Genomic DNA, 25,529 nt, shown 5'->3' with positions numbered 1-25,529 from the left:
CTCGTCCCTCGGCGGGCGAGCCGGTCGCTCCACCAGCCACCATCTTTCGTATGGGACTGGAGTCGGCGCTGTGGCCCGGAGTAGACGCTGAGGCGTCGTTCCGGCCGACACGCCGGCTTCGGTCGACACAGGGGACACCATGAGTCTCGTCGAAGTGAAAGTGCCGGACATCGGCGACTTCAAGGACGTCGATGTCATCGAAGTCAACATCAAGCCCGGCGACGTCATCGAAAAAGAGCAGGCGCTGATGACGCTGGAATCGGACAAGGCCTCCATCGAGGTGCCGAGCGATACCGCCGGCACGGTGAAGGAGATCAAGGTCAAGCCCGGCGACAAGGTGTCGGAAGGCACGGTGATCGCGCTCGTCGAGGCGTCCGCGGGCGCCTCGGTGGCACCCGCCGCTGCGGCCCCGGCGCCTGCCGCGGCCGCGCCGCAACCGGCCGCCGCATCGGGCGCGCCGGCCGCCGCGCCCAAGGCCGCCGCGCCGCAGGCCGGCAGCTTCGGCGGCAGCGCGGACATCGAATGCGACATGCTCGTGCTCGGCTCGGGCCCCGGCGGCTATTCGGCCGCCTTCCGCTCCGCCGATCTCGGCATGAAGACCGTGCTGATCGAGCGTTATCCGACGCTCGGCGGCGTGTGCCTGAACGTCGGCTGCATCCCGTCGAAGGCGTTGCTGCACACGGCGCTCGTCATCGACGAGGCCGAGTCGCTGTCCGCGCACGGCATTACGTTCGGCAAGCCGCAGGTCGATCTGGACAAGCTGCGCGCGTTCAAGGCCGGCGTCGTCGGCAAGCTGACGGGCGGCCTCGCCGGCATGGCGAAGGCCCGCAAGGTCGAGGTCGTGACGGGCGTCGGCACGTTCGTCGATCCGCACCACATGGAAGTGGCGGGCGAGGGCGGCAAGAAGGTCGTCCGCTTCAAACAGGCCATCATCGCGGCCGGCTCGCAGGCCGTGAAGCTGCCGTTCATCCCCGAGGACCCGCGCGTGATCGATTCGACGGGCGCGCTGGAGCTGCGGCAGGTTCCGCAGCGCATGCTCGTGATTGGCGGCGGCATCATCGGCCTCGAAATGGCGACCGTCTACTCGACGCTCGGCGCGCAGATCGACATCGTCGAAATGATGGACGGCCTCATGGCGGGCGCCGACCGCGATCTCGTGAAGGTCTGGGAGAAGTACAACGCGAAGCGCTTCGCCAACGTGATGCTGAAGACGAAGACCACGAAGGCCGAAGCGAAGGACGACGGCATCTACGTGAGCTTCGAGGGCGAGAAGGCGCCGGACGGCCCGCAGCGCTACGATCTCGTGCTGGTCGCCGTGGGGCGTACGCCGAACGGCAAGAAGATCGGCGCGGACAAGGCGGGCGTCGCCGTGACCGAGCGCGGCTTCATCGAAGTGGACAAGCAGATGCGCACGAACGTGCCGCACATCTTCGCGATCGGCGACATCGTCGGCCAGCCGATGCTCGCGCACAAGGCGGTGCACGAAGCTCACGTCGCGGCGGAAGTGGCGCACGGCGAGAAGGCTTACTTCGACGCGCTGCAGATCCCGGCCGTGGCCTACACCGATCCGGAAGTGGCGTGGGCCGGCAAGACCGAGGATCAATGCAAGGCCGAGGGCATCAAGTACGGCAAGGCGGTGTTTCCGTGGGCCGCGTCGGGCCGCGCGATCGCGAACGGACGCGACGAGGGCTTCACGAAGCTGCTCTTCGACGAAGAGACGCATCGCGTGATCGGCGGCGGCATCGTCGGCCTGAACGCGGGCGACCTCATCAGCGAAGTGTGCCTCGCGGTGGAGATGGGCGCGGACGCGACCGACATCGGCCGCACGATCCACCCGCACCCGACGCTCGGCGAGTCGATCGGCATGGCTGCCGAGCTTTACGAGGGGGTCTGCACGGACCTGCCGCCGCAGAAAAAGAAGTAGTCGCGATGTGCGGCCGGCCGGGTCCGGCCGGCGTCGGCGCCAAACGAAACGGCGCGCTTCGTCGAAGCGCGCCGTTCCTGTTTTGTCGGCCGTAAAACGATGAGCGAACGTCGCGAGGGCGGATGCGGAGCGGGCAGAGCCCCCCGGGCGCGACGAACGACGACGGGACTCAGGCCGGCTTTCTGGTGGCCGACGCGGCCGCCGAGCGCGAAGCCTGGGTCGTGGCCTTGGCAGCGGCGGCGGTTGCCGCGTTGAAGTTGCTTTCGGCGATTTCAACGGCCTGGCGCGCTGCCTTGTGCACCGTTTCGTAGGTCGTGTTGGCGGCGTTGATGGCCGACTTGATCACGGCGACGGCCGTTTCCGAACCCGCCGGCGCGTTCTTCGCGACGTTGTCGACGAGCGACTGCACCTTGCGGTTCTGGTCTTCGTAGTGGGCCTCGGCCACGCGCGCGAACTCGGCCTGGGTGGTGGCCGTGATTTCGTACAGATGGCGACCGTACGACAGCAGCTTTTCCGCGAGCGGCTGCGTGTAGCTGGCCTGCAGCGCGAGCAGCTCCTGCACGTCCTTCACCGACAGCGCGCGCTGCGCGTGTTCCTGGGTTTCGGCGATGTTCGAGCGGACGGCCTGCAGATTCAGTTCGACCAGTTTTTCCACGCCCTCGAATGCCTTGCCGGTCAGGCCGAAGAGGGTTTCGAGATTGGCCTTCTGGGCAGCGGCGAATTGCTCGGGGGTCAGCAGACTCATGGTTACGCTCCTGGAGGGCGGGCCGTCCGATGCGGACCGCGTTGGGAAAGGGGGCAAGACGGGATGGTGTTCTGTTCGCGCATTTGTGCGTCGCAACATTACCTTGGATTGTAGGACGCCTGCGGCCAATGTCAAGGATTTTGTGCGTCGCACAATTCTTTAAGCCGTTGATAAATATATCGTTATGCGGATTCTTCCGAAATCCGGGGTAGCCCTGATGCGGCTGGCGCCGGTTTTCCGTTGCATCCTGAAAATAGCGGCGACTGCGTCCACCGATTCGGGCGTGGAACGTTGAAGGGCTATCGCGGTCGAAAGCGCGTTTCGTGTCCGTTGCCGCCGGATAGGGCCGGATCTTCCCCGCTTGCCGCTCGATGACCGTTTCAGGCGTCCGTGCTGCCCGCCGCGTATGGCGCCGACGCCCGCAGTGCACCGTTTCGATTGCCTGTCTGCATCGTTAGGGAAGTTTCGATCGCGTTTCTACAATCGAAACTTACATTCCGGTTTAATGAATGCAGGTAAGTGCTTCAATTTGCGAAATTTTCCGGCTTTAACTACACTTGGCGAACCATTCCGCCGCTCCGATATAGAACACCAATGAATCTCGACAAGCTCTTGCCGTTCAAAGTGACCCAGGGTGCCATGGTCGGTACAGCGCTGTCGCTGGCGGTTTCCCTGATCGTCAGTTCAGCTCTTGTCATGCCGGTGCGGGCTTTCGCGGCGGACGATCCGGCCGCCGCCGCTCCCGCCGGCACGCAGCCGCCGGCGGCGAAAGACGTCGTTTCAGGCGCGAACGCAGCCGGGCACAGGGCCGGCGCCCGCAAGATCGCGACGAGCGGGAAAGCCCGCCTCGGCGCGAAAAAGCGGCGCGTGACCTACGTGATGAAGGGGCGGCGCCACGCGACGATGCGGCGCGTCGCCTTCGAACCGCGCCACTCGCCGACGAGTCAGGCGTTCCGGCTGCACGAGTCGCCCGAGTCGCCCGAGTCGCTCGCGCTGCGCTCGAACGTCGCCTACATCGTCGACCAGAACACGCTCGCGCCGGTCTACGAGAAGAACTCGAGCGAGGTCGTGCCGATCGCCTCGATCTCGAAGCTGATGACGGCGATGGTCGTGCTCGATTCGAAGGCGCCGCTCGACCAGCCGATCGAAGTGACCGACGACGACCGCGATTTCATCAAGAACACCGGGTCGCGCCTTTCGGTCGGGTCCGTGCTCTCGCGCGAGGACATGCTCCACATCGCGCTGATGGCGTCGGAAAACCGCGCGGCGGCGGCGCTGTCGCGCTACTACCCCGGCGGGCGGCCCGCGTTCATCGCCGCGATGAACGCCAAGGCGAAGGCGCTCGGCATGACCGACACGCACTTCGAGAACTCGACCGGCCTGACGAGCCACAACGTTTCGACCGCGCGCGACCTCGTGAAGATGGTCAACGCCGCCTACCAGTACCCGCTGATCCGCCAGTTCTCGACCGACCACAATTCCTACACGGTGTTCACCGGCAAGCGCTCGCTCGTCTACAACAGCACCAACGCGCTGGTCCACAACCCGTCTTGGGACATCGGCCTGCAGAAAACGGGCTTCATCAACGAGGCGGGCGAGTGCCTCGTCATGCAGACGACGATCCACAGCCGTCCGATGATCGTGGTCCTGCTCGACTCGACCGGCAAGTATTCGCGCTTCGCCGACGCGAGCCGCGTGCGCACGTGGCTCGACAACGGCGGGGGCGAGCAGCAGGCGCGCGTCGCCACCGGCGCGGACGCGAACGGCGCCGGCACCTGAAACGTCCGGAGATTGCGCCCGATAAAAAACGCCCCGCTTATTGTGGGGCGTTTTGCATGGTACGGGCTTTCGCGCGATGCGCGACAGGTCTAGGACGCCTGTTGCGGCGCAGGCTGGGCCTTGCCCGGGCCGTCGTTGCCGCCCGGCGCGGTTTCGCCGGCTGCCTCGGGATGAAAACCGAGCGACTCGGAGATGGTGAGCGCCGTGCTGCTGAGCTGGCCGAGCCAGGAGTCCTGCATCCGGTCGGCGGGCGCGGACAGCGACAGCCCGGCGACGAGCTTGCCGGTGTCGTCGTAGATGCCCGCCGCAATGCAGCGCACGCCGAGTTCCAGCTCTTCGTTGTCGCGTGCGCAGGCCTGCTGGCGCACGTGCGTCAGCTCGCGCTCGAGCTGGGCGAGGTCGGTGATGCTGTTGCGGGTGTGGCCCGAGAGGCCGGTGCGCGTCGCGTAGGCGCGCACGCGGTTCGCCTCGTCGGCGGCGAGAAAGAGCTTGCCGACCGACGTCAGATGCAGCGGCGCGCGGCCGCCGATCGCGCGAACCACCTGCATGCCCGAGCGTTCGGAGTACGCGCGCTCGATATAGACGATCTCGTCGCCCTGACGCACCGAGAGGTTGACCGTCTGGCCGGTGAGACGGTGCAGCTCGCGCATCGGCGCAAGCGCCGCGTCGCGCACGGACAGGCGCGCCTTCACGAGATTGCCGAGTTCGAGCAGACGCATGCCGAGCCGGTACGTGCCGGGGTCCGACCGATCGACGAGCCGGCAGCTCACCATGTCGTTCAGGATGCGGTGGGCCGTCGACGGATGCAGCGCGGTGCGCTGCGCCAGTTCTTTCAGGCTGACCGGATCGCTATGCGCGGCGAGCGCGTCGAGCAGGCGCATCATGCGTTCGATCACCTGAATCGAGGTCTTGGGCTCGGAATGGGTGTCGCTCATGGGATCGAAAGCGGTTGACGCACGAAGCGGCGGAGAATCGATTGTATCTCGTATCGTGAAAAAAATGGATGTCCCGGGTGCCGTTTGGGTCTTCGAATGGTGCGTTGCGCCGTACTGTGCCGAGCGCGATGCCTGTGCCGGGACGATGAACGATCGGGAGCGTTTTGCCGCACTGCTTCGCATCACACCGTATCGCCTTCACTGTTTGCCTGGCCGCAACACTGTGTTAGTGGCAAATCCCTTTATCTTGATTGTCTGGCTCTATATCATTCTCAGTGACGATAGTGCGTTACGGCTTGTCGTCATATCGGGAGAGCCGATCATGAAAAGGATGGTGGCGGGGTACTGGCCGGTGGCGCTGATCGTGCCGCTGGCGGTGGCCGGGTGGATACACGCGTGGAGCTCGGCGGACGCGCCGGCGCCGCTTGGCGCCGGGCAACTGACGGCCGAGCTGGCGAGGGCGTTTTCGTATGGGCTCGTCGGCGGCGACGTCAAGGCGGCGGACCGGGCGTCGTCGGCCAGCGCGGTCCTGGCGTCGGCCCGCCGGGCCTGAGCGCGAGCGGCGGCGCGGGGTCCGGCAGACTCATCGCGCCCTTTGTATAATCGCGGCTTCCCGTCTTCTCCACGCAGTCCACGGTTCGATGAAAACGGTTTCCGTCTGCTTCGTCTGTCTCGGCAACATCTGCCGCTCGCCGACCGCCGAAGGCGTGATGCTCAAGCGCGTGGCCGAGGCCGGGCTCGACGGGCGGATCGTCGTCGATTCGGCCGGGACCGGCGACTGGCACGTGGGCGCTGCGCCCGACGCCCGGGCGCAGCGGGCGGCGAGCCGGCGCGGCTACGATCTCTCGGGTTTGCGCGCGAGGCAGATCGCGGCGGGGGATTTCGGCCGCTTCGACCTCGTGCTCGCGATGGACGACGCCAACCTCGGCGCGTTGCGCCGCCTGTGCCCGCCCGAGTTGCGCGACCGGGTCCGTCTATTGATGGCATTCGCGCCCGACGCGCGCGAACGCGAAGTGGCCGACCCGTATTACGGCGGTGAGGCCGGTTTCGAGGCGGTGCTCGATCAGTGCGAGGCGGCGTGCGCCGGTTTGCTGGAAGGGCTGCGCGGGCGTCTGTCGGACTGATAGCAGGCGCGAAAGCGGAAAACGGGTCGGATGGCGCTGCGGGCCTTCGACCGATTCGGGCGATCCACCGTTCGCCGGATAACCTGACTGGCGTCATGTATACTTGACTGGAACAGTCATGTATTTATACTTGACGAAAATTGTCGAGAATTGCGGTTCCCCCTACATCATGAGACTCACGACCAAAGGCCGTTTCGCCGTCACGGCGATGATCGACCTGGCGCTGCGCCAGGAGCAGGGCCCGGTGACGCTTGCAGGCATCAGCCAGCGCCAGCACATCTCGCTGTCGTATCTGGAGCAGTTGTTCGGCAAGCTGCGGCGTCACGAAATCGTCGAGTCGGTCCGCGGGCCGGGCGGCGGCTACAACCTCGCGCGCCGCGCGGAGAACGTGACGGTGGCGGACATCATCATCGCCGTGGACGAGCCGCTCGACGCCACGCAGTGCGGCGGCAAGGGCGCCTGCGAGGGCACCAAGCAGCACGACGGCCACTGCATGACCCACGAGCTCTGGTCCACGCTGAACCAGAAAATGGTGGAGTACCTCGATTCCGTGTCGTTGAAGGATCTGGTCGACCAGCAGCGCGCGCGCGAAGGTGCGGCGCCCTCGGTGCTGCGCGACCGGCGCACCGGCGCGCCCGTGGTCGAGCCGGCGCATGCCGCGCCGAAAGGACCGAACTCCATTTTCAACATGGCGGGTTCCTGAGCGCGGCCACGGCGCCCGGAACCGACCGAGACAACACGCGATTTTCCCGGAGTGATACATGAATAACGACATTCCCCACCTGCCGATCTACATGGACTACAGCGCGACGACGCCGGTCGACCCGCGCGTGGTGGACAAGATGATCCCCTACCTGCGCGAGCAATTCGGCAATCCGGCCTCGCGCAGCCACGCGTACGGCTGGGAAGCGGAGCACGCGGTCGAGGAAGCGCGCGAGAACGTCGCCGCGCTCGTGAACGCCGACCCGCGCGAAATCATCTGGACCTCGGGCGCGACCGAGTCGGACAACCTCGCCATCAAGGGCGCCGCGCATTTCTACAAGAGCAAGGGTAAGCACGTCATCACGGTGAAGACCGAGCACAAGGCCGTGCTCGACACGTGCCGCGAGCTCGAGCGCGAAGGTTTCGACGTCACGTATCTCGACGTGAAGCCGGACGGCCTGATCGACCTCGACGCCTTCAAGGCGGCGCTGCGCCCGGATACGATCCTCGTCTCGGTGATGTACGTGAACAACGAGATCGGCGTGATCCAGGACGTCGAGACGATCGGCGAGATCTGCCGCGAGAAGGGCATCATTTTCCACGTCGATGCGGCGCAGGCGACGGGCAAGGTCGTAATCGACCTGCAGAAGCTGAAGGTCGACCTGATGTCGTTTTCGGCGCACAAGACCTACGGCCCGAAGGGCATCGGCGCGCTGTACGTGCGCCGCAAGCCGCGCGTGCGCATCGAGGCGCAGATGCACGGCGGCGGCCACGAGCGCGGCATGCGCTCGGGCACGCTCGCGACGCACCAGATCGTCGGCATGGGCGAGGCGTTCCGGCTCGCGCGCGAGGAAATGGCGACGGAGAACGAGCGCATCCGCATGCTGCGCGACCGTCTGCTGCGCGGCCTCTCGGAGATCGAGGAGGTCTACGTGAACGGCGACATGGAAAAGCGCGTGCCGCACAACCTGAACATCAGTTTCAACTTCGTCGAGGGCGAGTCGCTGATCATGGCCGTCAAGGACGTTGCGGTATCGTCGGGCTCGGCGTGCACGTCGGCGTCGCTGGAGCCGTCCTACGTGCTGCGCGCGCTCGGCCGCAACGACGAACTCGCGCATAGCTCGATCCGCTTCACGGTGGGCCGCTTCACGACCGAACAGGACGTCGATTACGTGGTCAACCTGCTGAAGGGCAAGATCGCCAAGCTGCGCGACCTGTCGCCGCTTTGGGAAATGCACAAGGACGGCATCGACCTGACGACCATCCAGTGGGCCGCGCACTGATCGCGCCGCCGGCGCGCAGGGCGACCCGAAACGAATCAAGGAGTAGAGATCATGGCATATAGCGACAAGGTTCTGGACCACTACGAAAACCCGCGCAACGTCGGTTCGTTCGCGAAGGACGACGACACGATCGGCACCGGCATGGTCGGCGCGCCGGCCTGCGGCGACGTGATGAAGCTGCAGATTCGCGTGGGCGCGGACGGCGTTATCGAGGACGCGAAGTTCAAGACCTACGGCTGCGGCTCGGCGATCGCGTCGAGTTCGCTCGTGACGGAGTGGGTCAAGGGCAAGACGCTCGACGAGGCCATGGCGATCAGGAACACGCAGATTGCCGAGGAGCTGGCGCTGCCGCCGGTGAAGATTCACTGCTCGATTCTCGCCGAGGACGCGATCAAGGCGGCGGTGGCCGATTATCGCCAGCGCCGCGGTCTGACGGCGGTCGCCGAAGGCGAGGAAGCGAAGCAGGCCGCGGCCTGAGGAAAGCTCCAGAGGGGGCTGGCAGCGAAGCGGCGAAGGTGGGGCGGACGGGATGCCGTTCCGCGCTGGAATAAACGATTTCGGATGCAGGCAGGGTCGCCCCGGCGCCCTGCGCGGCGCGAAGCCCGGATGGGCGTCGCGTCGGGCAGGGCGTGAGGGCGCGGCACGGACGCTATGGCTATTACGTTGACGGAAAAGGCGGCACAGCACGTACAGAAGTATTTGACCCGGCGCGGCAAGGGCGTCGGGCTGCGCCTCGGCGTGCGCACGACGGGCTGCTCGGGGCTTGCCTACAAGCTCGAATACGTCGACGATCTGGCGCCCGAGGACGAGGTGTTCGAGAGCTACGGCGTGAAGGTCGTGGTGGACCCGAAGAGCCTTGCCTACATCAACGGCACCGAGCTCGATTTCGTGCGGGAAGGGCTGAACGAAGGCTTTCGCTTCAACAACCCGAACGTGAAGGACGAGTGCGGCTGCGGCGAGTCGTTCCGCGTATGAAGGCCGCGCGACGCGGCGAAAAGGCGGCGCGTGCCGCCTTTTTGATTTTGATGCGCCGCGGCGCCGCTTGCCCGCCCGAAACGATTTGCCGGTCCGGCCGGCCTCGACGATCCCCATGACTGCGCTTTCCCTTTCCGGCACGCACTTTGCCCTTTTCGATCTGCCCGAGCAGTTCGCGCTCGACGCCGACGCGCTCGACCGCGCTTATCGCGCCGTGCAGGCCCAGGTCCATCCGGACCGTTTCGCGGCGGCGGGCGACGCGCAGAAGCGTCTCGCGATGCAGTGGGCCACGCGCGCGAACGAGGCGTACCAGACGCTGCGCCATCCGCTGCAGCGCGCGATCTACCTGCTGCATCTGCGCGGCCTCGACGTCGGCGCGGAGAACAACACGGCCATGGAGCCGGCGTTCCTGATGCAGCAGATGGAGTGGCGCGAAAGCATCGAGGACGCAGTGGGCGCGAAGAACGTCGATGCGCTCGACGCGCTTTCGGCGGAATTGCGCGAGGACGAGCGCGCGCGCTTCGCGAAGCTTGCCGCGTTGCTCGACGGCGGCGCGGACCAGGCCGCGGCCGAGGCGGTGCGCCAGCTCATGTTCATCGAGCGGGTGGCGGGCGAAATCGACGCGCAGATCGAGCGGCTCGAGGGCTGAGCGCGGGCGCCGCACAACCAGCGCACAACCAGGTAACAGGCGAGGGGCCGCAAGGCCCGCAAAAGATTACTCATGGCATTACTGCAAATCTCCGAACCCGGCATGGCGCCGGCGCCGCATCAGCGGCGGCTGGCCGTCGGCATCGATCTCGGCACGACCAATTCGCTCGTCGCTACGGTGCGCAGCGGCGTGCCCGACGCGCTGCCCGACGAAACGGGCGACGTGCTGCTTCCGTCCGTGGTGCGCTATCTGCCGGGCGGCGGCCGGCGCATCGGCCGCGTCGCGAAAGGCGAGGCGGCCACCGATCCGCGCAACACCATCGTCTCGGTCAAGCGCTTCATGGGCCGCGGCAAGCACGACGTCGAGGGTGCGGCGAACGCGCCCTACGATTTCGTCGACGCGCCGGGCATGGTGCAGATTCGCACCGTGGACGGCGTGAAGAGCCCGGTCGAAGTCTCCGCGGAAATTCTCGCGACGCTGCGCCAGCGCGCCGAGGACACGCTCGGCGACGATCTCGTGGGCGCCGTCATCACGGTGCCCGCGTATTTCGACGACGCGCAGCGTCAGGCGACGCGCGACGCCGCGCGGCTCGCGGGTCTGAACGTGCTGCGCCTGCTCAACGAGCCGACGGCGGCGGCGATCGCCTACGGGCTCGACAACGGCGCCGAAGGCCTCTACGCCGTCTACGATCTCGGCGGCGGCACCTTCGACCTCTCCGTGCTCAAGCTCACGAAGGGCGTGTTCGAGGTGCTCGCGGCGGGCGGCGATTCCGCGCTCGGCGGCGACGATTTCGACCAGGTGCTCTACCGCCACGTGCTGGACGAGGCGCAGCTCGACGCTGCGTCGCTCTCGCCTGAGGACGTGCGCCTGCTGCTCGACAGTGCGCGCGATGCGAAGGAGGCGCTTTCGTCGGTGCCTGTCGCGCACGTTCGTGCGACGCTTTCCGACGATCGCGCCGTCGACGTGAGCGTCGACGAGGCCCGCTTTGCCGCTTTGGTCGAGTCGCTCGTGAAGCGCACGCTCGCGCCGACGCGCAAGGCGCTACGCGACGCGAAGGTCGCGCCGGCCGAGGTGAAGGGCGTCGTGCTGGTGGGCGGCGCCACGCGCATGCCGGTGATCCGCCGCGCGGTCGAGACGTTCTTCGGCCAGCCGCCGCTCACGAATCTCGATCCCGACCAGGTCGTGGCGCTCGGCGCGGCGATCCAGGCCGACCTGCTCGCCGGCAATCGCGGCAGCGGCGACGACTGGCTGCTGCTCGACGTGATCCCGCTCTCGCTCGGCGTCGAGACCATGGGCGGCCTCGTCGAGAAGATCATTCCGCGCAATTCGACGATTCCGGTCGCGCGCGCGCAGGACTTCACGACGTTCAAGGACGGCCAGACCGCGATGGCGATTCACGTCGTGCAGGGCGAGCGCGAGCTCGTGTCCGATTGCCGTTCGCTCGCGCGCTTCGAGCTGCGCGGCATTCCGCCGATGACCGCGGGCGCCGCGCGCATTCGCGTCACCTACCAGGTCGACGCGGACGGCCTGCTCTCGGTGTTCGCGCGCGAACAGCATTCGGGCGTCGAGGCGTCGGTGGTCGTGAAGCCGTCGTACGGCCTTGCCGACGACGACATCGCGAAGATGCTCGAAGACAGCTTCAGGACGGCCGAGGTCGACATGCGCGCGCGCGCGCTACGCGAAGCCCAGGTCGAAGCCGGACGGCTCGTCGAGGCGACCGCCGCCGCGCTCGCGGCCGACAGCGAGTTGCTCGACGCGACCGAGCGCGCGCAACTCGACGCGTTGATCGTGGCGTTGCGCGCGGTCGCGCCCGGCGACGACACCGCCGCGATCGAGGCCGCGACGCAGGCGCTTTCGGCGGGCACCGACGAATTCGCCGCGCGGCGCATGGACAAGGGCATCCGCCGCGCGCTCGCGGGCCGGCGTCTCGACGAGATCGGCTAAGGCGCGGCGGCCGATACGCGGCCCATGTCGCCACGGCCGCGCGCGCTTTCGCGCGTGGGCTGCCGGTAGAATGGGCGATGCCGCCGGCGGCATCGCCCGGTACGACGGATATTTGATACGGAATTCACAATGCCCCAAATCGTGGTGCTGCCCCATGTCGAACTGTGCCCGGAAGGCGCGGTCATCGATGCGACGCCCGGCGTGAGCGTCTGCGATACGCTGCTCGAGCACGGCATCGAAATCGAGCACGCGTGCGAGAAGTCGTGCGCCTGCACGACCTGTCACGTGATCGTGCGGGAAGGGTTCGAGTCGCTCGCGCCCTCGGAGGAGGACGAGGACGATCTGCTCGACAAGGCGTGGGGGCTCGAGCCCACCTCGCGGCTGTCGTGCCAGGCCCTCGTGCCGGCCGACGGGGACCTCGTGGTCGAGATTCCCCGCTACTCGATCAACCATGCCAAGGAAAACCACTGAGAGGAGCGCGAGCGTCATGAAATGGACCGATACGCAGGACATCGCGATGGCGTTGACCGACAGGTACCCCGACGTCGATCCGCAGTACGTGCGCTTCACGGACCTGCATCGCTGGGTCACCGAGCTCGACGGTTTCGACGACGATCCCGCGCGCTCGAACGAGAAAATCCTCGAGGCGATTCAGGCCGCCTGGATTGAGGACGCGGACTTCTGAGCGCCCGCGTCGGGCGCGGCACGTGAAAAAGGCGATTCGCTTTCGAAAGCGAATCGCCTTTTTTGTTGGGTCCGGCTCGCGCGACGGCGAGCGAACTCAATCCTCGCGGCGCAGGTGCGGGAACAGGATCACGTCGCGAATGCTCGGGCTGTCGGTGAGCAGCATCACGAGACGGTCGATGCCGATCCCGCAGCCGCCTGTCGGCGGCATGCCGTACTCGAGCGCGCGGATGTAGTCGGCGTCGTAGTACATCGCTTCTTCGTCGCCGGCGTCCTTCTGTTCGACCTGCTTCCTGAAGCGGGCGGCCTGGTCTTCGGGGTCGTTGAGCTCCGAGAAGCCGTTGGCGATTTCGCGGCCCGTGATGAAGAGCTCGAACCGCTCGGTGATGCCCGGCTGCGTGTCGGAGGCGCGCGCGAGCGGCGAGACTTCGACCGGGTAGTCGACGATGTAGGTCGGCTCCCAAAGCTGCGCCTCGGCCGTCTCCTCGAAAAGCGCGAGCTGCAGCGCGCCGAGGCCGGCGTTGAGGAACGCGGGCTGCGTCGTGTCCACGCCGAACCGCTTCAGCGCGGCGCGCAGGAACGCGGCGTCGGCGAGCTGGGCGTCGGTGTACTGCGGCGCGTACTTCTGGATGGCTCCCGTGATCGTGAGCCGGTGGAACGGCTTCGAGAGGTCGAGCTCGCGGCCCTGGTAGGTCAGCACGGCCGTGCCGAGCGAGTCGACGGCGGCCTGGCGGATCAACTGCTCGGTGAAGTCCATGAGCCACGTGTAGTCGGTGTACGCGGCGTAGAACTCCATCATCGTGAATTCCGGATTGTGGCGCGGCGAGACGCCCTCGTTGCGGAAATTCCGGTTGATCTCGAATACGCGCTCGAAGCCGCCGACGACGAGCCGCTTCAGGTAGAGCTCGGGCGCGATGCGCAGGAACATCTGCATGTCGAGCGCGTTGTGGTGCGTGACGAAGGGCTTGGCCGCGGCACCGCCCGGAATCGGGTGCAGCATCGGCGTTTCCACTTCCATGAACGCGGCGTCGGCCATGAAGCGGCGGATCGACGAAATCGCCTTCGTGCGCGCGAGGAAGGTCTGGCGCGACTCGGGCGTGACGATCAGGTCGACGTAGCGCTGACGGTAGCGTATTTCCTGGTCGGCGAGGCCGTGGAACTTGTCCGGCAGCGGGCGCAGCGCCTTCGAGAGCAGCCGCAGTTCGGTACAGCGTACCGAGAGCTCGCCCTTGTTGGTGCGAAAGAGCACGCCGCGCGCGGCCACGATGTCGCCGAGGTCCCACTTCTTGAACGCCTCGTAGACGTCGGCGCCGACGTCGGCCGGCGTCACGAAGAACTGGATCTGGCCCGAGCCGTCGCGCACCGTCGCGAAGCTGGCCTTGCCCATCACGCGCTTGAGCATCATGCGGCCGGCCACCGAGACTTCGAGCACGCGCGTCTCGAGCGCGTCCTTGTCGGCGTCGGCGTAGCCGGCCTGCAGGTCGGCGGCGTGATGGGTCGGACGGAAGTCGTTCGGGTAGGCGACGCCGGCCTCGCGCAGCGCGCGCAGCTTTTCGCGGCGCTCGGCGATGATCGGGTTGTCGTCCGCTCCGGCGGCACTCGCCTCGGGCGCCTCGTTCGGCTGGTTCGGTTCGGTCATGATGGCTCGGTGTTCGAAGGCCCGGCAAGGCGGGCGGATTCCGGTGCGGCAGGGCGCGAGGTGTGCCCGGCGCCGCTCAAATGCCCTGTTTCAGGCTCGCGCTGATGAACTCGTCGAGGTCGCCGTCGAGCACGGCCTTCGTGTTGCTCATTTCGACGTTCGTGCGCAGATCCTTGATGCGGCTCTGGTCAAGCACGTAGGAGCGGATCTGGTGGCCCCAGCCCACGTCCGACTTGGACGATTCGAGCTTGTCCTGCTCCGACTGGCGCTTGCGCATCTCGGCCTCGTAGAGGCGCGACTTGAGCATCGCCATGGCCTCGGCGCGGTTGCGGTGCTGCGAGCGGTCGTTCTGGCACTGCACGACGATGCCGCTCGGAATGTGCGTGATCCGCACGGCCGAATCGGTCTTGTTGATGTGCTGGCCGCCCGCGCCCGATGCCCGGAACGTGTCGATGCGCAGGTCGGCCGGGTTGACGTCGATTTCGAACGAGTCGTCGATCTCGGGATAGACGAAGACCGACGAGAACGACGTGTGGCGTCCGCCCGAGGAGTCGAACGGCGACTTGCGCACGAGCCGGTGGATGCCCGTTTCGGTGCGCAAAAAGCCGTAGGCGTATTCACCCTCGACCTTGATCGTCGCGCTCTTGATGCCGGCGACGTCGCCTTCGGACTCTTCGAGCACTTCGGCCTTGAAGCCCTTGCGCTCGCAGTAGCGCAGGTACTGGCGCAGCAGCATCGAAGCCCAGTCGCAGGCCTCGGTGCCGCCGGCGCCGGCCTGGATGTCGATGAACGCGCTGTTGGGGTCGGCCGGGTTCGAGAACATGCGGCGGAACTCGACGCCGGCGACGCGCGCCTCGATCGCGGCGGCATCGGCTTCGCAGGCGAGCAGCGTGTCCTCGTCGTTTTCCTCGCGCGCCATCTCGAACAGGTCATGCGTGTCGCGCAGATCGGTGTCGATCGCCGAGAGGATGTCGACCACGTCTTCGAGCAGTTTCTTTTCCTTGCCGAGCGCCTGGGCGTGCTTCGCGTCGTTCCAGACGTCGGGGTCTTCGAGTTCCCTGTTGACTTCGACGAGCCGCGTGGCCTTTACGTCGTAGTCAAAGATACCCCCGTAGCTCGTCCGCGCGATGGCGCAGGTCGGCCAGAGAGGCTTCGATCGCGTTGAGACGTTCCGCTTCCATGTCTATCTTCGTCCGGGGGCGTAAAAACGGATAATTATAGCCGATCGGGCACGGGAGAAGGGGCGGGGCCGCCGGCGGCGCGAGGGCCGGCGCGCCATGCAAGGGGCCGCGTGGCGGGCGGCCGCGAAGGCCTTGAAGGCGCCTTCAAGGTCGCCGGGCGTCCCGTGCGCAAGGCAGCGCGGGCAGGGTTTTAGTCGGCCGCGTGTTCGACGACGAGCTGCACGCGCGAGACGCCGTTCCAGGTGTCGCGCACGAGCCGGTAGGCGAGCGTCGCGCGAGCGGGCAGCGGGTCGGTGCGGTTGAACCAGATCGCATTGAAGCGCTGGCGGCCGCGCGCGAGCTGCAGCTTCAGGTGCCGGTCCTTCACGAGCGCCTGCGAGGCCACCTCGAACTCGCCGGCGAACACGGGCGCCGGGAACCCCTGGCCCCAGACGGCGGCGTCGAGCATCTCGACGAACTGCGGCGTGAAGTAGGCGTCCTCGAGGTCGCCATCGGTCTCGACGGTGCGGGCGAGCGCGTCGTCGCTCAGCCATTCGCGGCCGACGCGCTCGAAGGCGGCGGTGAAGCGCGGCACGTCGGCGGCCGCGAGCGTGACGCCGGCCGCCATGGCGTGGCCGCCGAACCGCGCGAGCAGGCCCGGCTCGCGCTTGGACATGAGGTCGAGCGCGTCGCGCAGATGAAAGCCGGGGATCGAGCGGCCCGAGCCTTTCACCTGCATGCCGCTTTCGTCGGCGGGCGCGAACGTGAACGACGGCCGGTGGAACTTCTCCTTCAGCCGGCCCGCGACGATGCCGATGACGCCCTGGTGCCAGCCGGGGTTGAAGAGCGAGATGGTCGCGCTCGTCGCGAACGCGGCGGGGTCCACGGCCGAGAGATCGGCGAGCGCCTGCTGCTGCATGCCGGCCTCGATCTCGCGCCGCTCGCGGTTCATCGCGTCGAGCTGCTGCGCGAGCTGCGCGGCGCGGGCGTCGTCGTCGGTCGTCAGGCACTCGATGCCGAGCGACATGTCCGATAGCCGGCCCGCCGCGTTCAGGCGCGGGCCGAGCGCGAAGCCGAGGTCGAAGGCCGAGGCGCTGCGCGCGTCGCGGCCGGCCGCGCGAAAGAGCGCCGCGATGCCGGGATGCATCCGCCCGTTGCGGATGCGCTGGAGACCTTGCGCGACGAGCACGCGGTTGTTGCCGTCGAGCTTCACGACGTCGGCGACCGTGCCGAGTGCGACGAGGTCGAGCAGGCCGTCGAGGCGCGGCTCGGGCCGCGCGCCGTCGGCATCGCCGAACGCGCCGCGCCGGCGCAACTCCGCGCGCAGCGCGAGCAGCACGTAGAACATCACGCCTACGCCGGCCAGGCATTTGCTCGGGAACGTGCAGCCCGGCTGGTTCGGATTGACGATCGCGCGCGCGGTCGGCAGCGTCTCGCCGGGCAGGTGATGGTCGGTCACGAGCACGTCGATGCCGAGCGCGTTGGCCGCTTCGACGCCCTCGACGCTCGCGATGCCGTTGTCGACCGTGATCAGCAGGTCCGGCTTGCCGCCCGCGCGCCGCGCGGCGAGCTCGACGATCTCGGGCGTGAGGCCGTAGCCGTATTCGAAACGGTTGGGCACGAGGTAGTCGATCTGCGCGCCGAACATGCGCAGGCCGCGCACGGCCACGGCGCAGGCGGTCGCGCCGTCGCAGTCGTAGTCGGCGACGACGAGCAGGCGGCGCCGGTGCTCGAGCGCGTCGGCGAGCAGCGCGGCGGCCGCGTCGATGCCCTTCAGCGAGGCGGGCGGGATCAGCCGCGCGAGCGCCGTCTCGATCTCGTCGGGCCGGCTCACGCCGCGCGCCGCGTAGAGCCGCGCGAGCACGGGATGCAGGCCGTGGCGCGCGAGCACTTCGGCATCGGCGGGAGAGCAGGCGCGGGTAACGATTCGGGTCATGCCAGGCTGTCAGGAAAGGCGGAAGAAACGCGCAGGGCGGACATGGTGCGTCATTCGATGAGCAGCGAGGCGAACGGGCGGCGGCGCCAGAACTTGCGCAGGTCGCCGCGCGTGACGCGCAGCGTGACCGAGCCGGTATCGCCGCACAGCGTGAGGCAGAGCTCGCGCACTTCGCCCGTCTGCAGGGCGGCGAGCGCCGGCGCGCACCAGTCGCGCTCGAACGCGGCGAACGCATCGGCCCAGCGCGGCCAGTCCTGCGCGATGAACGCGGCGGCGAACGGATCGAGCTCGACGAGCGTCGTGCCGTCTGGTCCGGCGGTGTCGGGCTGTTCGCGCAGCGCGGCGAAGCCGGCCGGCGCGGGCGCCGGCGCGACCGATGCGGCCAGCGCGAGGCCGCGCGTCGCGGCCGCGTCCGAGAAGACGCGTGAAAACGGGCTCGTCACGGGCCGCGCCGCGCCCTGCGCATGAAACCAGATCGAGTTGACGGCCGGCAGCCCGCGCGCTTCGCGCGCCGCGTTGACAGGATGCTCGAACCAGGCCATCTGCACTTCGTTCTGCAGCCTCATCCAGAGGCGCGAGCGCTCGCCCGTGTGCGCCTCGTGCGGCAGCCAGATTTCGATGTTGCGGCCGCTCGCGCGCAGCGGCGCGGCGCCGGCGAGCGAGCCGAACGCGTTGCTCGACAGATACCAGCGCTGCGGGGCCGGTGCCTCGACGCGCACGCCGAGTTCCCCGATCAGCGGCCGGGCCAGCGCGAACAGCGCGGCGGCGTCGGCATCGTCGAGCGCGAGCGCGGCGGGATCGATCAGCACCAGATGGTCGTGCGCGACGTGCACGTGCACGGGCTGCACGCAGGCCCACGTGGCGTCGCCGGGCTCGCCGCCGTCGGCGCGCAGCATGTAGGGGGCGAGCGGCGCCTCGTCGGCCGCGCTGCCTGCGACGGCGCCGAACCGGCGGGCGACCCAGCGCTCGTGCGGCAGCGTGCGCTGGAAGTCCTCGCCGATCACCTGCTCGACGAACGTCGCGTGCGCCACGAGCCGCTCCAGCGCCGGACGGGCGACGCCCGCGAGCGCGGTGGACGCGTTGGCGGCCGACGGCAGCGCAAACGGCACCAGGAGATGGAGGCGGTCAATAGGCATGATGGTGCGCATTGTAGGGTAATCGCTTCGCGTTGTCGGACGCGGTCCGGAAAGTTTTTGCGGATCGGCGCGCGCCGCGGGCGATGCCGGGTCGTACCGGCCGAGCGTCGGGGCGACTTGTAGCGATTCGGGGCGGTCGCCTGCGGGCGCCGCCGGGACGGTGCTCCGCGCAGCGACTTGAGGGGCGGGATCCGTTGTGTGGCAAACTTCGCGCTTGGCCGTCGCCGGCGCCGCGGAACCCGATGCCGTCCGTTGCACTCAACAACAGGGCGGGTGGGCGCGACGCTGGAGCGACGGTCGGGCAACAAGGCTGAACGCGCCCGAAAACGGGCGCACATGGGCGCATACAAGGAATCGCTTGAAACTTCCCTACGAATGGCAAATCGGCTGGCGCTATACGCGCGCCGGCAAACGCACCACCGGCAACGGCTTCATTTCTTTCATCGCGCTCGTCTCGATGTCGGGCATCGCGCTCGGCGTGGCGGCGCTGATCGTCGTGCTGTCGGTCATGAACGGCTTCCAGCGCGACGTGCGCGACCGCATGCTGTCGGTGCTTGCGCACATCGAGATATTTTCTCCGACCGGCTCGATGCCGGACTGGCAGCTCACCGCGCGCGAGGCGAAGCAGAACCACGAGGTCATCGGCGCCGCGCCCTACGTGGACGCCCAGGCGCTGCTCACGCGCGGCGACACCGTGAGCGGGGTCGCGCTGCGCGGCGTCGAGCCGACGCTCGAGCCGCAGGTCTCCGACATCGACAAGGAAATGCAGGCCGGCAGCATGGCGGCGCTGACGCCGGGCAGCTTCGGCATCCTGCTCGGTGCGGACCTTGCCTCGAGCCTCGGCGTGCAGCTCGGCGACCGCATCACGCTCGTCGCGCCCGAGGGCTCGATGACGCCGGCCGGCATGCTGCCGCGGCTCAAGCAGTTCACCGTGGTCGGCGTGTTCGAGTCGGGCCATTACGAGTACGACAGCACGCTCGCGCTCATCAACATCCACGATGCCGAGGTGCTTTACCGGCTGCCCGCGCCGAGCGGCGTGCGGCTGCGTCTGAAGGACATGCAGCGCGCGCCGGCCGTCTCGCGCGAGCTTTCGCACACGCTCTCGGGCGACCTCTACCTGCGCGACTGGACCCAGGAGAACAAGACCTGGTTCTCGGCCGTGCAGATCGAAAAGCGCATGATGTTCATCATCCTCACGCTGATCATCGCCGTGGCGGCGTTCAATCTCGTCTCGTCGCTCGTGATGACCGTGACCAACAAGCAGGCCGACATCGCGATCCTGCGTACGCTCGGCGCGCAGCCGGGCTCGATCATGAAGATCTTCTTCGTGCAGGGCGTGACGATCGGCTTCGTTGGCACGGCGACGGGCGTCGCGCTCGGCTGCCTGATCGCCTGGAGCATTCCGTGGTCCGTGCCGATGATCGAGCATCTGTTCGGCGTGCAGTTCTTGCCGCCGTCGGTGTACTTCATCAGCGAGCTGCCCTCGGAGCTCGTCCCGTCCGACGTGATCCACATCGGCGTGATCGCATTCGTGCTGTCCGCGCTCGCGACGCTCTATCCGAGCTGGCGCGCGGCCCGGGTTCGTCCGGCGGAGGCGCTCCGCTATGAGTAAGCTCAACCCGGCGATGTCGGCTGTGGCCGGCGACTACCCCTACGTGCTCGAGGCGCACAGCATCTCGAAGACGTTCGGCCAGGGCGGCCTGAGCGTGTCGGTGCTGAAGGGCGCGCAACTGTCGGTGCGGCGCGGCGAGAAACTTGCGATCGTCGGCGCGTCGGGCTCGGGCAAGAGCACGCTGCTGCACGTGCTGGGCGGCCTCGACGAGCCCGGCGCGGGCGAGGTCTCGCTGCTCGGCCAGCCGTTCACGGCGCTCTCCGAGCGCGAGCGCACGACGCTGCGCAACCGGGCGCTCGGCTTCGTCTATCAGTTCCACCATCTGCTGCCCGAATTCTCGGCGCTCGACAACGTCGCGATGCCGCTGCGGATTCGCCGCATGGAGGTCGAGGACGCGCGCCGCGAGGCGCTCGACACGCTCGAGCGGGTCGGGCTCGCGCATCGCGCGAAGCACCGGCCGGGCGAGCTCTCGGGCGGCGAGCGGCAGCGCGTGGCGATTGCCCGCGCGCTCGTGACGAAACCGGCCTGCGTGCTCGCCGACGAACCGACGGGCAACCTCGACGGCGCGACGGCGGACACGGTGTTCAACTTGATGCTCGAATTGTCCGATACGTTCAACACGAGTTTCGTGATCGTCACGCACGATCTCGACCTCGCCGGGCGCTGCGACCGCATCGTGCGGCTGCGCGACGGCACGCTGTACGAAGAGGCGCTGCCGCCGGTAGTCCCGGCGCAGCAGCACTAGCCGGCCCGTTCGGCGGGGCGGGGCGCGATGCCCCGCGTCCGGCCTCGGGTTTTGCGTCGCGGAGACACCCGTCTATGTGGATCGACACGCACTGCCATCTCGACGCCGCGGAGTTCGACGCGGACCGCGACGCGGTCGCCGCGGCGGCGCGCGGCGCGGGCGTGGCGCGCGTGGTGATCCCGGCGGTCGGGCGCGAGAACTTCGCGATGGTGCGTGCGCTCGCGCATCGGCTCGACGGCGCGGTCTATGCGCTCGGCATTCATCCGATGTACACGCCCCGTGCGCTCGACGGCGACCTCGACGTGCTCGCCGCAGAGGTCGAGGCAAGCCTTGCCGATCCGCGCTTCGTCGGCATCGGCGAGATCGGCCTCGACCATTTCGTGCCGGGCCTCGACGAGGCCCGGCAGCTGCATTTCTACGACGCCCAACTGCGTCTTGCGCGCGACTTCGACCTGCCCGTGATCTGCCACGTGCGCAAGTCGCAGGACAGCGTGCTCAAGGGCTTGCGCCGCCACGGCCTGCGCCGCGGTATCGCGCATGCGTTCAACGGCAGCTTCCAGCAGGCGCAGGCGTTCATCGGCCAGGGGCTGCATCTGGGCTTCGGCGGCAATCTCACGTTCGAGCGCGCGCTGCAGATTCGGCGCCTCGCTGCGCAACTGCCGCTCGAGTCGATCGTGATGGAGACCGACGCGCCCGACATCGCGCCGTCCTGGCGTTACCGCGAACGCAACACGCCCGACCAGGTGCCGCGCATCGGCGAAGTGCTGGCCGGATTGCGCGGTCTTGCGCCCGACGCGCTGGCCCTTGGCACGACGGCCAACGCGCTCGCGGCGCTGCCGCGGCTCGCGCTTTTGTCCGCATAATCCACCGTCGGCGGTTCGGGTTCCGGTGTGATCGGACGGAGCCGCCGCGGGAGGCGGGATGCGGGCGGTGTGGTGCGGATTTGCGCTGGGCGTCATGGTCTTGCAGCAGCAGGCGGCGCTGCCGGGCTGGCGCGGCGGGCTCGGCTTGCTGGTCGTGATGGCGCTGGCGTCGGCGGGCGCGGCATGGGGGCTGGGCGCTCGGGCGCCGGCGGACGATGACGACTCGCACGAACGACGGCGAATCCGCCGGCGGCGCGCCGCCGGTTGGACGGCGGTCTGGATTACGGCACTGTGCGTGGGCTTCGGCTATGCGGCCTGGCGCGCGCAGGTCCGGTTCGCGCAGACGTTGCCGGTTGCGCTGGAAAGCCGCGAGCTCGACGTGAGCGGTCATGTCGTCGGTTTGCCGACGGGCGACAGCCAGAGCGTGCGCTTCCTGTTCGCGGTCGATGCCTATCCGGCCGCGCTTTCCGACGCATTTTCCGAACGGCTTCCGGAGCGGCTCCAGTTGACCTGGATGGCGCGCGGCGCGCCGGTTCCCACACTCGAACCCGGTGCGCGCTGGCGCCTGCCGGTGCGTCTCAAACGCGCGCACGGCAACGCCAATTTCGGTCTGCGCGATGCCGAGGCCGCGCTGCTCGAGCGCGACGTACGGGCCACAGGCTATGTCAGCGCACCGGCGCGGGCCGTGTCGCTGCCCGGCGTGGCCGGCGGCATCGGCACGGCGATCGGGCGCTGGCGCGCTCGCGTGAACGCGCGCATCGATACCGTGCTGGCCGGCGAGCCGCATCGGGGCATCGTCCGCGCGCTCGCCACCGGCGCCCAGGACGCGATCAGCGACGCCGACTGGACGCTGATGCGCAACACCGGGACAAGCCATCTGGTCGCGATCTCGGGGCTGCATATCGCGTTGACGGCGGGTTTCGCGGGCTGGATCGCCGGCGGACTCTGGCGGCGCCTGAGATGGCGCGGCTTCGCCGCGCCGCTCGTCATGCCGGCGCAAACGGCCGCCGCCCTCGGCGCCGTGACGGCGGCCGTCATCCATGCGGCGCTGGCGGGCTTCAACGTGCCGGTGCAGCGCGCGTTGTGGATGCTCGGCGTCGCGGCCGTCGCGTTCTTCAGCCAGCGTCGCGTGGCGCGTTCCCAGGCGCTCGCGTGGGCGCTCGGGCTGGTGCTGCTGCACGATCCGTGGGCCGTTTGCGCGGCGGGCTTCTGGCTGTCGTTCGGCGCGGTGGCTGCAATTCTCTATGCGGCTTCCGGCGTGCCCCGCGTGCGGGCGGAAGCGCGGCACGCGTGGACGCCGGCCGAAGCCGCCGCCTCGCAGTGCGTTTTCGGGCCGGAGCCGGACGGCGAAGCCGCGCCGCCGGAGCGGGATGTCTTCGCAAGCCGCTGGCGCGCACGGCGGGAACGATTTCGCGCGGGCGCGGCCATCGCCCGCATTGCGTCGAAGACGTGCGACAGCGCCCGCGTGCAATGGGCCGTCACGCTTGCGCTGGCGCCGCTGACCGTCTACTGGTTCGCGCAGATTCCGCTCGTCGGGCCGCTCGCCAACGCGTTCGCGATTCCGTGGGCGAGCCTCTTCGTCACGCCGCTCGCGCTGGCCGGCGTCGTGCTGCCGATGCCGCTCGACGCCTGGGCACTGCGTGCCGCCCACACCCTGTTCGACTGGCTGGCCGTGGCGCTCGGCATGGTGGCGTCGGGCCCGTGGACCACGTTGCGGCTGCCCCGGCCCGAGGTCTGGGCGCTGGCCTGCGCGGCGCTCGGCGTCGCCTGGTGCCTCGCGCCGCGCGGCTGGCCGTTGCGCTGGGCGGCGCCGTTCGCGTGGCTGCCGCTGTTGATGCCGGGCGGCCCCGGCCTGCCGGACGGCACGTTCCGGCTGACGGCGCTCGACGTCGGGCAGGGCGGCGCCGTGCTCGTGCAGACGGCGCGCCACGCGCTGTTGTTCGATGCGGGACCGGGGCCGGAGTCGACGCACGCGGGCGAGCGCATCGTCGTGCCCTATCTGGAAGCGAACGGCGTGTCGCGACTCGACGCCCTGATGATCAGCCACGACGATTCCGATCATTCGGGCGGTGCGCGCGCCGTGCTCGGCCAGATCGCCGTGCGCCAGTTCGTGGCCGGCATCCGGCGCGGCCATCCGTTGTGGATGCGGGCGCGCCAGACCGGCGCCGAGACGGTGCCGTGCGCGGCGGGGCAGCGCTGGCAGTGGGACGGCGTCGAGTTCGAAGTGCTCTGGCCGCCGCCCGGGCCGCTGGCTGGCAAGACGAACGGACACTGCTGCGTGCTGCGCGTCTCGACGACGGCGGACCCCGCCCATGGTTCGACGGCCGTCGCGGCGCTGCTCGCCGCCGACATCGAGGCGGACGTCGAGCGCACGCTCATCGGGCTCGACCGCAATGCGCTGCATGCCGAGGTGCTCGCGGTGCCTCACCACGGCAGCCGTACTTCGTCAACCGAGCCGTTCCTCGATTCCGTCGGGCCGCTCGTCGCGTTATTTCAGGTAGGGTATCGAAATCGCTTTCGCCACCCCGCGCCTGGCGTCTGGGCCCGCTACGAGGCGCGCCGCATCGTGCTCGCGCGCAGCGATGCGGACGGCGCCGTGCGCGTCGATGCGCAGCCCGGCGCCCTGACGGTCGAGCGCTATCGGACCGCCCATCGCCGCTACTGGATGGCGCCGTCCGACGACGGCGGCAAGGGCGATTGATACGGCCCAGGGGCGCCGTGCGGGCGTTGTCCGGCCGCATCGCCGGGAACTGGGCCCGGACCATCGCGCGGAGGCCGCACCGTCTTGAAGCAGGTCATTCACTTTTCGCACGCGAACGGGTTTCCGGCCTCGACTTACCGGACGTTCTTCGCCGAACTGGGGGATCGCTACGCGATCCGCGCCATCGAGCGCATCGGTCACGACGCGCGTTTTCCCGTTACCCAGGGCTGGCCGCACCTCGTCGAGCAACTGCTCGACGACATCGAGCGGAGCGACGAACCGCGCGTCTGGCTCGTCGGCCATTCGCTCGGCGGCTACCTGTCGCTGATGGCGGCGCTGCGCCGGCCCCAGCGGGTGCGCGGCGTGGTGATGCTCGATTCGCCCGTTGTCGCCGGCTGGCGCCGCGGCCTCCTGCGCGTCTCGCAGTGGACCGGCCTCGACGAGCGGCTTTCGCCGGCCGCCGCGACGCGCCGGCGGCGCACCACCTGGGCGAGTCGCGACGAGGCCTGGCGGCACTTTCGCGCGAAGCCCGCGTTCGCGCGCTGGGACGAGCGCGTGCTGTCCGACTACGTCGATTCCGGCATGCCGCGGACCGCGCCCGACGGCACGCGCACGCTCGCGTTTGACCGCCGCATCGAATATCTGATCTACCGGACCCTGCCGCACACGCTGGGCGCGCGGCTTGCTCACGGCTCGCCGGTCCCGGTCGGTTTCGTGGCCGGCACGCGCTCGAAGGAGGTGCGCCAGGCCGGTCTCGCGGCCACACGCCGGCTGACCGGCGAGAAGCTCGAATGGATCGGGGGCAGCCATCTTTTTCCGATGGAAAAGCCGCTCGAGACGGCGCGCGCCGTACAGCGGCTGCTTCACGCGATGGAGGAAAACGGCTGAGCGGGACGGGCGTGCCGCCGGCCGCCCGGGCCCGCTCAGGCCCGTGCCGGGGTGGCCGGACGCGGGCAAATTGCCGGGTTGGCCACCTTAATTACGATATAATCC

General features: G+C 68.7%; 23 protein-coding genes. 17 read left to right on the top strand and 6 right to left on the bottom strand.

The genetic code is table 11. The features are described from left to right. Positions 1-139 precede the first annotated feature (139 nt). Positions 140-1,924, top strand: a complete 1,785-nt coding sequence (lpdA, locus tag CY652_RS09620; RefSeq protein WP_102130478.1) for a dihydrolipoyl dehydrogenase — start codon at positions 140-142, stop codon at positions 1,922-1,924. 169 nt (positions 1,925-2,093) lie between these two features. On the opposite strand, the gene CY652_RS09615 is transcribed toward lpdA, so the two are convergent. Then, positions 2,094-2,669, bottom strand: a complete 576-nt coding sequence (locus tag CY652_RS09615) for a phasin family protein (protein WP_102130477.1) — start codon at positions 2,667-2,669, stop codon at positions 2,094-2,096. Between the two features lie 594 nt (positions 2,670-3,263). On the opposite strand from CY652_RS09615, the gene pbpG reads away from it, so the two are divergent. Then, entirely contained in the window at positions 3,264-4,448 is a 1,185-nt protein-coding gene (pbpG, locus tag CY652_RS09610; RefSeq protein WP_102130476.1) for a D-alanyl-D-alanine endopeptidase, read from the top strand. A gap of 89 nt (positions 4,449-4,537) precedes the next feature. Here pbpG and CY652_RS09605 read toward each other — a convergent pair whose 3' ends face one another. After that, positions 4,538-5,383, bottom strand: coding sequence for an IclR family transcriptional regulator (locus CY652_RS09605; protein WP_258002254.1), 846 nt, complete (start codon positions 5,381-5,383; stop codon positions 4,538-4,540). On the opposite strand from CY652_RS09605, the gene CY652_RS24835 reads away from it, so the two are divergent. The 10 genes from CY652_RS24835 (at position 5,382) to iscX (ending at position 12,745) form a co-directional block, all read left to right on the top strand. Further along, entirely contained in the window at positions 5,382-5,936 is a 555-nt protein-coding gene (locus CY652_RS24835; RefSeq protein ID WP_258002253.1) for a hypothetical protein, read from the top strand. The genes CY652_RS09605 and CY652_RS24835 overlap by 2 nt on opposite strands. Positions 5,937-6,024: 88 nt before the next feature. Continuing rightward, positions 6,025-6,507: a low molecular weight protein-tyrosine-phosphatase gene (locus CY652_RS09595; protein WP_102130475.1), complete on the top strand. Its 483-nt coding sequence runs from the start codon at positions 6,025-6,027 to the stop codon at positions 6,505-6,507. 169 nt (positions 6,508-6,676) lie between these two features. Continuing rightward, a complete protein-coding gene (gene iscR / locus CY652_RS09590; protein ID WP_102130474.1) occupies positions 6,677-7,210 on the top strand; it encodes a Fe-S cluster assembly transcriptional regulator IscR in 534 nt (177 codons plus the stop codon). Between the two features lie 58 nt (positions 7,211-7,268). Then, positions 7,269-8,492, top strand: coding sequence for an IscS subfamily cysteine desulfurase (locus tag CY652_RS09585; RefSeq protein WP_102130473.1), 1,224 nt, complete (start codon positions 7,269-7,271; stop codon positions 8,490-8,492). A gap of 51 nt (positions 8,493-8,543) precedes the next feature. Next, positions 8,544-8,969: a Fe-S cluster assembly scaffold IscU gene (gene iscU, locus CY652_RS09580; RefSeq protein ID WP_102130472.1), complete on the top strand. Its 426-nt coding sequence runs from the start codon at positions 8,544-8,546 to the stop codon at positions 8,967-8,969. Positions 8,970-9,143: 174 nt separating this feature from the next. Further along, positions 9,144-9,467, top strand: a complete 324-nt coding sequence (iscA, locus tag CY652_RS09575) for an iron-sulfur cluster assembly protein IscA (protein WP_102130471.1) — start codon at positions 9,144-9,146, stop codon at positions 9,465-9,467. Between the two features lie 115 nt (positions 9,468-9,582). Continuing rightward, on the top strand, positions 9,583-10,116 hold the full coding sequence (gene hscB, locus CY652_RS09570) for a Fe-S protein assembly co-chaperone HscB (RefSeq protein WP_102130470.1): 534 nt from the start codon (positions 9,583-9,585) through the stop codon (positions 10,114-10,116). Between the two features lie 72 nt (positions 10,117-10,188). Further along, positions 10,189-12,060 (top strand): Fe-S protein assembly chaperone HscA, encoded by a 1,872-nt coding sequence (gene hscA / locus CY652_RS09565; RefSeq protein WP_102130469.1) that lies wholly within the window; start codon positions 10,189-10,191, stop codon positions 12,058-12,060. Between the two features lie 129 nt (positions 12,061-12,189). Further along, the gene (fdx, locus tag CY652_RS09560) at positions 12,190-12,531 is read left to right on the top strand and encodes an ISC system 2Fe-2S type ferredoxin (protein WP_102130468.1); all 342 of its coding nucleotides are present in this window, start codon (positions 12,190-12,192) and stop codon (positions 12,529-12,531) included. A 16-nt stretch (positions 12,532-12,547) separates the two neighbouring features. After that, the gene (gene iscX / locus CY652_RS09555; protein ID WP_102130467.1) at positions 12,548-12,745 is read left to right on the top strand and encodes a Fe-S cluster assembly protein IscX; all 198 of its coding nucleotides are present in this window, start codon (positions 12,548-12,550) and stop codon (positions 12,743-12,745) included. A 96-nt stretch (positions 12,746-12,841) separates the two neighbouring features. On the opposite strand, the gene lysS is transcribed toward iscX, so the two are convergent. The 4 genes from lysS to CY652_RS09535 form a co-directional block, all read right to left on the bottom strand. Then, positions 12,842-14,383, bottom strand: coding sequence for a lysine--tRNA ligase (lysS, locus tag CY652_RS09550; protein ID WP_102130466.1), 1,542 nt, complete (start codon positions 14,381-14,383; stop codon positions 12,842-12,844). A gap of 76 nt (positions 14,384-14,459) precedes the next feature. Continuing rightward, positions 14,460-15,564 (bottom strand): peptide chain release factor 2 gene (gene prfB, locus CY652_RS09545; protein ID WP_102130465.1). Its coding sequence is split into 2 segments (ribosomal slippage): positions 14,460-15,482 and positions 15,484-15,564, totalling 1,104 coding nucleotides; the frame shifts between segments, so codons are not numbered across the junction. A gap of 190 nt (positions 15,565-15,754) precedes the next feature. Further along, the gene (gene recJ, locus CY652_RS09540; protein ID WP_102130464.1) at positions 15,755-17,479 is read right to left on the bottom strand and encodes a single-stranded-DNA-specific exonuclease RecJ; all 1,725 of its coding nucleotides are present in this window, start codon (positions 17,477-17,479) and stop codon (positions 15,755-15,757) included. Positions 17,480-17,529: 50 nt separating this feature from the next. Then, entirely contained in the window at positions 17,530-18,627 is a 1,098-nt protein-coding gene (locus CY652_RS09535) for a regulator (RefSeq protein ID WP_102130463.1), read from the bottom strand. A gap of 346 nt (positions 18,628-18,973) precedes the next feature. Here CY652_RS09535 and CY652_RS09530 point away from each other — a divergent pair, with 346 nt between their 5' ends. The 5 genes from CY652_RS09530 (at position 18,974) to CY652_RS09510 (ending at position 25,424) form a co-directional block, all read left to right on the top strand. Continuing rightward, a complete protein-coding gene (locus tag CY652_RS09530; protein ID WP_102130462.1) occupies positions 18,974-20,227 on the top strand; it encodes a lipoprotein-releasing ABC transporter permease subunit in 1,254 nt (417 codons plus the stop codon). Further along, positions 20,220-20,972 carry a lipoprotein-releasing ABC transporter ATP-binding protein LolD gene (lolD, locus tag CY652_RS09525; RefSeq protein ID WP_102130461.1) on the top strand — a complete coding sequence of 251 codons (753 nt, stop codon included), beginning with the start codon at positions 20,220-20,222 and terminating at the stop codon, positions 20,970-20,972. The genes CY652_RS09530 and lolD overlap by 8 nt, the downstream gene beginning before the upstream one ends. A 74-nt stretch (positions 20,973-21,046) precedes the next feature. Next, on the top strand, positions 21,047-21,835 hold the full coding sequence (locus tag CY652_RS09520; RefSeq protein WP_102130460.1) for a TatD family hydrolase: 789 nt from the start codon (positions 21,047-21,049) through the stop codon (positions 21,833-21,835). A gap of 58 nt (positions 21,836-21,893) precedes the next feature. After that, positions 21,894-24,536: a ComEC/Rec2 family competence protein gene (locus tag CY652_RS09515; protein WP_102130459.1), complete on the top strand. Its 2,643-nt coding sequence runs from the start codon at positions 21,894-21,896 to the stop codon at positions 24,534-24,536. Positions 24,537-24,620: 84 nt separating this feature from the next. After that, positions 24,621-25,424 (top strand): alpha/beta fold hydrolase, encoded by an 804-nt coding sequence (locus tag CY652_RS09510; RefSeq protein ID WP_102130458.1) that lies wholly within the window; start codon positions 24,621-24,623, stop codon positions 25,422-25,424. The last annotated feature ends 105 nt before the right edge of the window (positions 25,425-25,529 follow it).

Origin of the sequence: Burkholderia sp. WAC0059 (genome assembly GCF_002870125.1) — a bacterium.
Lineage (GTDB): Bacteria > Pseudomonadota > Gammaproteobacteria > Burkholderiales > Burkholderiaceae > Paraburkholderia.
This window is presented reverse-complemented; position numbering and strand designations above follow the sequence as displayed.

Excerpts from the sequence above, each read along its gene's own strand:
- lpdA (WP_102130478.1), top strand. The coding sequence starts at position 140 with ATGAGTCTCGTCGAAGTGAAAGTGCCGGACATCGGCGACTTCAAGGAC.
- CY652_RS09615 (WP_102130477.1), bottom strand. The coding sequence starts at position 2,669 with ATGAGTCTGCTGACCCCCGAGCAATTCGCCGCTGCCCAGAAGGCCAAT.
- pbpG (WP_102130476.1), top strand. The coding sequence starts at position 3,264 with ATGAATCTCGACAAGCTCTTGCCGTTCAAAGTGACCCAGGGTGCCATG.
- CY652_RS24835 (WP_258002253.1), top strand. The coding sequence starts at position 5,382 with ATGGGATCGAAAGCGGTTGACGCACGAAGCGGCGGAGAATCGATTGTA.
- CY652_RS09605 (WP_258002254.1), bottom strand. The coding sequence starts at position 5,383 with ATGAGCGACACCCATTCCGAGCCCAAGACCTCGATTCAGGTGATCGAA.
- CY652_RS09595 (WP_102130475.1), top strand. The coding sequence starts at position 6,025 with ATGAAAACGGTTTCCGTCTGCTTCGTCTGTCTCGGCAACATCTGCCGC.
- iscR (WP_102130474.1), top strand. The coding sequence starts at position 6,677 with ATGAGACTCACGACCAAAGGCCGTTTCGCCGTCACGGCGATGATCGAC.
- CY652_RS09585 (WP_102130473.1), top strand. The coding sequence starts at position 7,269 with ATGAATAACGACATTCCCCACCTGCCGATCTACATGGACTACAGCGCG.
- iscU (WP_102130472.1), top strand. The coding sequence starts at position 8,544 with ATGGCATATAGCGACAAGGTTCTGGACCACTACGAAAACCCGCGCAAC.
- iscA (WP_102130471.1), top strand. The coding sequence starts at position 9,144 with ATGGCTATTACGTTGACGGAAAAGGCGGCACAGCACGTACAGAAGTAT.
- hscB (WP_102130470.1), top strand. The coding sequence starts at position 9,583 with ATGACTGCGCTTTCCCTTTCCGGCACGCACTTTGCCCTTTTCGATCTG.
- hscA (WP_102130469.1), top strand. The coding sequence starts at position 10,189 with ATGGCATTACTGCAAATCTCCGAACCCGGCATGGCGCCGGCGCCGCAT.
- fdx (WP_102130468.1), top strand. The coding sequence starts at position 12,190 with ATGCCCCAAATCGTGGTGCTGCCCCATGTCGAACTGTGCCCGGAAGGC.
- iscX (WP_102130467.1), top strand. The coding sequence starts at position 12,548 with ATGAAATGGACCGATACGCAGGACATCGCGATGGCGTTGACCGACAGG.
- lysS (WP_102130466.1), bottom strand. The coding sequence starts at position 14,383 with ATGACCGAACCGAACCAGCCGAACGAGGCGCCCGAGGCGAGTGCCGCC.
- recJ (WP_102130464.1), bottom strand. The coding sequence starts at position 17,479 with ATGACCCGAATCGTTACCCGCGCCTGCTCTCCCGCCGATGCCGAAGTG.
- CY652_RS09535 (WP_102130463.1), bottom strand. The coding sequence starts at position 18,627 with ATGCGCACCATCATGCCTATTGACCGCCTCCATCTCCTGGTGCCGTTT.
- lolD (WP_102130461.1), top strand. The coding sequence starts at position 20,220 with ATGAGTAAGCTCAACCCGGCGATGTCGGCTGTGGCCGGCGACTACCCC.
- CY652_RS09520 (WP_102130460.1), top strand. The coding sequence starts at position 21,047 with ATGTGGATCGACACGCACTGCCATCTCGACGCCGCGGAGTTCGACGCG.
- CY652_RS09515 (WP_102130459.1), top strand. The coding sequence starts at position 21,894 with ATGCGGGCGGTGTGGTGCGGATTTGCGCTGGGCGTCATGGTCTTGCAG.